The sequence below is a fragment of the Pedococcus sp. genome (assembly GCF_036000045.1).
Classification (GTDB): Bacteria; Actinomycetota; Actinomycetes; order Actinomycetales; family Dermatophilaceae; genus Pedococcus.
In genome coordinates this window covers 1-7,682 of the sequence record NZ_DASYGF010000057.1, presented here as the reverse complement: position 1 = coordinate 7,682, position 7,682 = coordinate 1, and the positions used below count along the sequence as shown (strand labels likewise).

The following is a 7,682-nucleotide window of genomic DNA, read 5'->3' as shown; positions in this document are numbered from 1 at the left end:
GGGCAGGTTACTCACGTGTTACTCACCCGTTCGCCACTGATCAGATCGGAGCAAGCTCCAATCGTCACCGTTCGACTTGCATGTGTTAAGCACGCCGCCAGCGTTCGTCCTGAGCCAGGATCAAACTCTCCATTGATGTTTAGCTCGCAGTCCGAAGACTGCGAAACCGTTACCCTTGAAGGGTTGTTTCACTGACTGAGCAAGAACAACTAGCAATTGCTAGAAATTCGTTGTCAACCAAAGGATTTTCGTTCGATGTGATCGCGTCGCCGACCTAGTGGTCGCCTCTGCTCTCACCTCGAGACGAGGTAATTGGCATCGATTTTTGACACGCTGTTGAGTTCTCAAGGTTCGGACGCGCACCATCGGCAGGCCTTTCGACCGGCGCCCGGGGCAACCCTTCAAAGTTACTCGCTTCGCTCTTGGGCGTCAAATCCTTGCGCTTCCTGCTGGAAGCGGTGGATTGAGCGCGCTTGGCTCTCCGCGAGGTGTCCCACTCTAGCAGTCTCTCGACTCGCTGCTGACCGTCCGTTTCCGGCGCTCAGAGCGGCTGATCGCTCAGCTGCTGTTCTGCGGGGCTCCCACTCTAGCAGCCTCTCGGCCGGCTTCAGACCACCCTGTCGGGCGCTCCGAAGCGCGCTGGTCTCCCAGTGCTTCTGATGTGGGGTCTGCCCCGGGACCGGCCTACTTCGCGAGAACTGACGTTCTTGCGGTGGTGTCCGTTCCTCCCTGTCGGGCTGACGTCGAGAACAGTAGACGGCGGTCGCGGCAAAAGACAAATCCGCAGGTCAGCGGCTTGCGGGCCCTCGTCGGCCCGCAGCCAGCGACCGCCGGCCACGGCGAAAGAGCGCCACGTCGCCGTGCAGGAAGTCCGACTCGACCAGCTGCTGCTCGGGCTCGGTCAGGCGGACGTTGTTGAGCGACGCTCCGCCGTCGCCGATCACCCGGCGGGCAGCGTTGCGTGACTCGACCAACCCCACCGCCACGAGCGCATCCGTCACGGACATCCCCTCGGTGACCGGCCCACCCGGCAGCTCCGCCGTGGCGTCGGCCAGCGTGCGCGCGTCCAGCTGAGTCACGTCCCCCCTGCCGAACAGCGCCTCGGAAGCCGCCTGGACGGCGTCCGTCGCCTCCGCTCCGTGCACCAGCGTGGTCACGTCGGCGGCCAGCGCCTTCTGCGCCTCGCGCAGGAACGGCTTCTCCTTGAGGGACATCTCGAGATCGGCGATCTGCTCCGGCGTGCGGTCGGTGAAGACCTTGAGGAGCATGACGACGGAGGCGTCCTCGACGTTGATCCAGTACTGGTAGAAGGCGTAGGGGCTGGTCATGTCGGCCGACAGCCAGACGGCGTTGCCCTCGCTCTTGCCGAACTTGACGCCCGAGGAGTCGGTGATCAGGGGCGTGGTCAGCAGATGTACCGACGCCCCCTCCACGCGGTGGATCAGGTCCGAGCCTGCCGTGAGGTTGCCCCACTGGTCCTGCCCACCGGTCTGCAGTGTGCAGCCGTAGTCGCGGTAGAGCTGCAGGTAGTCCAGCCCCTGCAGGATCTGGTAGCTGAACTCGGTGTAGGAGATCCCCTCCTCGGAGCTCAGTCGGGCCGCCACGGCGTCCTTGCGGATCATCTGGTTCACCCTGAAGTGCTTGCCGATGTCGCGCAGGAAATCGAGCGCCGACAGCGGGGCCGTCCAGTCCAGGTTGTTCACCATCACCGCGGCGTTGTCCCCCTCGAAGTCGAGGAAGGGGCGCACCTGCTCCTGGATGCGGGCCACCCAGTCGGCGGTCTGCTCCTTGCTCTTCAGGACTCTCTCGGCGCTCGGACGAGGGTCTCCGATCAGGCCGGTGGAACCACCGACCAGACAGATGATCCGATGGCCCGCGCGCTGGAGATGCCTCATCACCACGAGCTGCACGAGGTTCCCGAAGTGCAGCGAGGGCGCCGTGGGGTCGAACCCGCAGTACGCCGTGATCGGCCCGTCGGCGAGTGCCTGGCGCAGAGCGGACTCGTCGGTGGTCTGCGCCACCAGCCCTCGCCACTTCAGCTCGTCGAGGATGTTCGTCACGGTGGTCGTGCTCCTTCGCGCTCGCGGGTATGCCGGGCTCCCGGCGACGGTGCAAGCCTGCCCTATGTGTCGCTGCGGCGGGCACGGGGTTTTGCAGGTCGGTACACCGACACCGAAGGCTCGCCGTCGACCCAGAAGCGCCAGGGGTATGCCGCCGCGTCGCCACCAGCGCCTGCGACACCGACCCGAGGACCCGTGCGGATACGCCGGGCCGGCACCCGTTCAACGGGGGCATGGAAGGCCAAGGGCCCCTGCGGCATACAGGCGTCGAGGCCACTCTGGTCACCGCGCAGCGCCAGCGTCGTAGCCAGCCGCGCGGGGCCACGCGTCCAATCACGACGGGGGATGCCGGCTCGCCGCTGCGCGGCGAGGTCCTCTCCCCCGACGACCTCACCCGCCCGCAGCAGGACCGCGCTGGCTTCGCCGTCGGACCCGCAGACGACGTTGGCGCACCAGTGCATCCCGTAGGTGAAGTAGACGTAGAGATGACCCGCGGGACCGAACATCACCTCGGTGCGCGGCGTCGGGCCACGGAACGCGTGCGAGCCTGGATCGGCAAGGCCCGCGTACGCCTCGACCTCGGTCAGGCGCACGGTCACGCCCGCGTGCGTGACCGTGCAGCCGAGCAGTGCGGGCGCGACGTCGAGGACGTCCTCCGCGAAGAAGTCGCGGCCCAGGCGCGGGCCGGTCAGCCCTTGCGCCGTCGGATCGTGTTCGCGAGCCACACGACGGGATCGTAGTGACGGTCGACCACGCGCTCCTTGAGGGGGATCAGCGCGTTGTCGGTGATCTTGATGTGCTCGGGGCAGACCTCGGTGCAGCACTTGGTGATGTTGCAGTAGCCGAGGCCGTGCTCCTCGCGTGCCGCAGGACGGCGGTCGGCGGTGTCCAGCGGGTGCATGTCGAGCTCGGCCACCCGCATGAGGAAGCGCGGACCCGCGAAGGCCTGCTTGTTGTCCTCGTGGTCGCGCACCACGTGGCACACGTCCTGGCAGAGGAAGCACTCGATGCACTTGCGGAACTCCTGGCTGCGCTCCACGTCGACCTGCTGCATCCGGTAGTCCCCGGGAGCCAGGTCCGGCGGGGGCGCGAACGCCTGCACCTCCCGAGCCTTCTGGTAGTTGAACGACACGTCCGTGACGAGGTCTCGCAGGACGGGGAAGGCCCGCAGCGGCGTCACCGTGATCGTCTCGGTCTCCGTGAACGTGCTCATCCGGGTCATGCACAGCAGCCTTGGACGGCCGTTGACCTCCGCACTGCACGAGCCGCACTTGCCGGCCTTGCAGTTCCACCGCACGGCCAGGTCGGGTGCCTGGGTGGCCTGGAGCCGGTGGATGATGTCGAGCACCACCTCGCCCTCGTTGACCTCGACGGTGAAGTCCTGGAGGTCACCGCCCTCGGCGTCCCCCCGCCAGACCTTGAACGTGGCGTCGTAGCTCATGGCCACTCACTCCCCTGCGTTCGGGCCGAGCCGGGTCAGCTCGTCCTCGGTGAGGTACTTGGACAGCTCGGAGCGCTCGAACAGCTCGAGCAGGTCCTGCCGGATCTCGGGAACGGGCTGGTGCCTCAGCTGGACTGCGCCGTCGCCGCCGAGGGAGCAGATGAGGTTCACGCCGCGCCACTGCGGGTCCATCGAGGGGAAGTCCTCGCGCGTGTGGCCGCCACGCGACTCGGTCCGCTCCAAGGCCGCGAGGGCGACGCACCGGCATACAGCGAGCATGTTGCGCAGGTCGAGAGCGAGGTGCCAGCCTGGATTGAACTGCCGATGCCCTTCTACGCCAACGGATTTCGCACGTTCGTCGAGGTCGTCGAGCACGCTGAGCGCCTCACGGACCTCGCCCTCTCGGCGGATGATGCCGACGAGGTCGTTCATCTTCTGTTGAAGCTCCTGGTGCAGCGTGTAGGGGTTCTCGGCCGCGTCACGGAAGGGAGCGAGGGCCGTGGCGGCGGCCTCCTCGACGTCGGCGTCGGCGATCGAAGGACGCGAGTCCCCAAGAGCCGCAATGTATTCCGCGGCACCCGCCCCCGCGCGCCGGCCGAACACGAGCAGGTCGGACAGGCTGTTGCCACCCAGGCGGTTCGAGCCGTGCATCCCGCCGGCTACCTCGCCCGCGGCATAGAGCCCCGGCACGCTGGTGGCCGCAGTGTCGGCATCGACCTCGACACCACCCATGACGTAGTGGCAGGTGGGCCCGACCTCCATCGGCTCGGCGGTGATGTCGACGTCGGCGAGCTCCTTGAACTGGTGATGCATCGAAGGCAGGCGACGGGTGATCTCCTCCGCCGGCAGGCGCGTGGACACGTCGAGGAAGACGCCGCCGTGAGGCGACCCCCGGCCCTCCTTGACCTCGTTGTTGATGGCCCGGGCAACCTCGTCCCGAGGCAGCAGCTCCGGGGGGCGCTTGTTGGTGTCCGGGTCCTCGTACCAGCGGTCGGCCTCCTCCTCGGAGTCGGCGTACTGGCCGCGGAAGACGTCCGGGACGTAGTCGAACATGAACCGCTTGCCCTCGGAGTTGCGCAGGACGCCGCCGTCACCGCGCACCGACTCGGTCACGAGGATGCCCTTGACCGACGGGGGCCACACCATGCCCGTCGGGTGGAACTGGACGAACTCCATGTTGACCAGGCTCGCGCCCGCTCTCAGCGCCAGGGCGTGGCCGTCGCCCGTGTACTCCCACGAGTTACTGGTCACCTTGAAGGACTTGCCGATGCCCCCGGTCGCGAGGATGACGGCCGGCGCCTCGAAGAGCACGAACCGGCCTGACTCCCGCCAGTAGCCGAACGCGCCTGCGACAGCGCCCGACCCCGGTCCCGACCGCTCTTTGACGATGTCGGTGATGGTGAGCTCGGCGAAGACCCGAAGGTGGCTCTCGTAGTCGCCCGACTCGCGGTGGTCCTGCTGCTGCAGGCTGACGATCTTCTGCTGGAGCGTGCGGATCAGCTCCAAGCCCGTGCGGTCGCCGACGTGCGCGAGCCTGGGGTACTCGTGGCCCCCGAAGTTGCGCTGGCTGATCCGGCCGTCGGGCGTGCGGTCGAACAGCGCCCCGTACGTCTCGAGCTCCCACACCCGCTGCGGGGCCTCCTTGGCGTGCAGCTCCGCCATGCGGGGGTTGTTGAGGAACTTGCCGCCGCGCATGGTGTCCCGGAAGTGCACCTGCCAGCTGTCGCGCTCGTTGGCGTTGCCCATCGAGGCGGCGATGCCCCCCTCGGCCATGACGGTGTGCGCCTTGCCGAAGAGGCTCTTGCAGATGATCGCCGTACGCAGACCGCGTTCGCGGGCCTCGATGGCCGCACGCAGCCCTGCACCGCCGGCGCCGATGACGATGACGTCATAGGCATGCCTCTCGAGGTCGGTCACTCGTGCTCCTCTAGTTGACGAATCGCAGGTCGGACAGCACGCCCGCGCTGACGAGCGCGATGTAGGCGTCGGTGACGACGAGGCTGCCCAGGGTGATCCAGGCGAACTGCATGTGGTGGGCGTTGAGCCGGCCCACCCAGCCCCAGGCCTTGTAGCGCAGCGGATGCCTGCTGAAGTGGTTGAGGCGACCGCCGACGATGTTGCGGCACGAGTGGCAGCCCAACGTGTAGCACCAGAGCAGGACGACGTTGGCGAGCAGGATCAGCGTGCCCAGCCCGAGACCGAAGCCACCGTCCTTGCCGCGGAAGGCGTGGAGCACGTCGTAGGTGTTGATGAGCGAGACGATGACCGCGGCGTAGAAGAAGTAGCGGTGCAGGTTCTGTACCACCAGCGGGAAGCGCGTCTCGCCCGAGTAGGCCCGGTGCGGTTCGGCGACCGCACAGGCGGGCGGGCTCAGCCAGAACGAGCGGTAGTAGGCCTTGCGGTAGTAGTAGCAGGTCAGGCGGAACAGCAGCAGGAACGGCAGAGTCAGCACTGCGAACGGGACCAGTGGCGGCCACTGGCCGAAGGGCGTCCCGAAATGGGACGAGCCGGGGACGCAGGACGTCGACAGGCACGGGGACGCGAACGGCGTGAGATAGCCGTAGTCGGCGACGAAGTAATCCTTCTGGGTGCTCGCCCGGATGAGCCCGTAGAGCAGCCAGGCGGTGAAGCAGACGAACGTCACCAGGGGCTGTAGCCACCACCGGTCTCCTCGGAGCGTGCGAGCGCCGATGCTCGCGCGCCCGGGCGCCGACACTCCCCTGCTGAGGTCGACGTCAGCCACCGTGCGGACCGAGCTCGTCGTCGGCATCGGACCACATGGACGGGTCGTAGTCCTCGTCGGGGATGAACACGATCTCGCCCGGACCGCCTGCGCGGTCCTGCGAGCCGACGCCGGCGGCCCGCGCCACCAGGTCGACGTCGTCCGCCAGACGCACCACGTCGTCGCGCAGGCGCTGGACGTCGATGGTGTTGCCGAGATCGGCCCGCAAGGCGGTCACTGCCCGGCGCAGCCCGGCCACGTGGCCCGCAGCCGCCGTGAGGTCGTCTTTGACACCCATGACACCGTCCTTGTCGCGAGACGTGCGGGTCGCCAGTGACCCACACGCCGAACCTAGCGCCTCGTCCGCGGTAAATCTCGCGACCGGCCACGGAAGTTCGACATGCCGCGAGGGCGGGGTGCTCCGGTCAGCGGACCTGCACGGCTCGCATCGCCCATGCGCGCCCGGTCTCGGCGACCGCCGTGACGCGCTCGAGCTGCTCGGCAACGCGGGCCGGGGCGGTCCCTCCCTTGGCGTCCCGGGAAGCCAGCGAACCCTCGACGCTGAGGACCTCGCGGACCCCAGGCGTGAGGTGCTGGGAGATCCCGGCGAGGTCAGCGTCGCTGAGGTCCCACAGCTCGATACCGCGCCCCTCGCACTCCCGCACGCACGCGCCCGCCACCTCGTGGGCGACGCGGAACGGCACCCCCTGCCGGACGAGCCACTCGGCGATGTCGGTCGCCAGTGAGAACCCCTGTGGCGCGAGCGAGGCGAGCCGCTCCGTGTCGAACACCATCGTCGCCACCATGCCGCTGAAGGCCGGCAGCAGGACCTCGAGAGTGTCGACCGCGTCGAAGACCGGCTCCTTGTCCTCCTGGAGATCCCGGTTGTAAGCCAGCGGGAGCGCCTTGAGAGTCGTCAGCAGCCCCGCGAGGTCACCGACCAGTCGCCCGGCCTTGCCACGAGCCAGCTCGGCCACGTCGGGGTTCTTCTTCTGCGGCAGCATCGAGGAGCCGGTGGCCCAGGCATCGTGGAGCTTCAGGAACCCGAACTCCTCAGTGGACCACAGGACCACTTCCTCGCCGATGCGGGAGAGATGCACGCCGAGGAGGGCCACGTCGAACAGGATCTCGGCGACGAAGTCGCGGTCGCTCACCACGTCCAGCGAGTTCTCGAACCGGTCGTTGAACCCGAGGTCGGCGGCGACGCCGTCAGGATCGAGCGGCAGCGACGACCCGGCGAGGGCGCCGGCGCCGAGCGGGGAGACGTCGAGACGCCGGTAGGTGGTCATGAGGCGGTCCACGTCACGCGACAGCGCCCATGCGTGGGCGAGCAGGTGATGGGCGAGCAGGACGGGCTGGGCCCGTTGGAGGTGGGTGTACCCGGGCAGGTAGGTGTCGCCCGCTTCGACGGCGCGGTCGAGGAGCACCTGTTGCACGGCACAGATGTCGCGGCCGAGAT

Annotated in this window: 7 protein-coding genes and 1 rRNA gene; all 8 read right to left on the bottom strand. The window is 68.0% G+C overall.

From position 1 onward, the window contains the following. Positions 1 to 136: ribosomal RNA gene (locus tag VGN50_RS08940) — 16S ribosomal RNA — on the bottom strand; the annotation flags it as partial. A gap of 652 nt (positions 137 to 788) precedes the next feature. Continuing rightward, positions 789 to 2,060: a tyrosine--tRNA ligase gene (tyrS, locus tag VGN50_RS08935; RefSeq protein WP_327444403.1), complete on the bottom strand. Its 1,272-nt coding sequence runs from the start codon at positions 2,058 to 2,060 to the stop codon at positions 789 to 791. A gap of 62 nt (positions 2,061 to 2,122) precedes the next feature. After that, on the bottom strand, positions 2,123 to 2,785 hold the full coding sequence (locus VGN50_RS08930) for a DNA-3-methyladenine glycosylase (protein WP_327444402.1): 663 nt from the start codon (positions 2,783 to 2,785) through the stop codon (positions 2,123 to 2,125). Further along, the gene (locus tag VGN50_RS08925) at positions 2,749 to 3,501 is read right to left on the bottom strand and encodes a succinate dehydrogenase/fumarate reductase iron-sulfur subunit (RefSeq protein WP_327444401.1); all 753 of its coding nucleotides are present in this window, start codon (positions 3,499 to 3,501) and stop codon (positions 2,749 to 2,751) included. The genes VGN50_RS08930 and VGN50_RS08925 overlap by 37 nt, the downstream gene beginning before the upstream one ends. A 6-nt stretch (positions 3,502 to 3,507) precedes the next feature. Continuing rightward, positions 3,508 to 5,418, bottom strand: coding sequence for a fumarate reductase/succinate dehydrogenase flavoprotein subunit (locus VGN50_RS08920; protein WP_327444400.1), 1,911 nt, complete (start codon positions 5,416 to 5,418; stop codon positions 3,508 to 3,510). Positions 5,419 to 5,428: 10 nt separating this feature from the next. Beyond that, positions 5,429 to 6,271, bottom strand: a complete 843-nt coding sequence (locus VGN50_RS08915) for a hypothetical protein (RefSeq protein WP_327444398.1) — start codon at positions 6,269 to 6,271, stop codon at positions 5,429 to 5,431. Beyond that, positions 6,237 to 6,521 carry a hypothetical protein gene (locus VGN50_RS08910; RefSeq protein WP_327444396.1) on the bottom strand — a complete coding sequence of 95 codons (285 nt, stop codon included), beginning with the start codon at positions 6,519 to 6,521 and terminating at the stop codon, positions 6,237 to 6,239. The genes VGN50_RS08915 and VGN50_RS08910 overlap by 35 nt, the downstream gene beginning before the upstream one ends. A 127-nt stretch (positions 6,522 to 6,648) precedes the next feature. After that, positions 6,649 to 7,682: argininosuccinate lyase (gene argH, locus VGN50_RS08905; RefSeq protein ID WP_327444395.1), on the bottom strand; the 1,034-nt coding region annotated here is incomplete at its 5' end.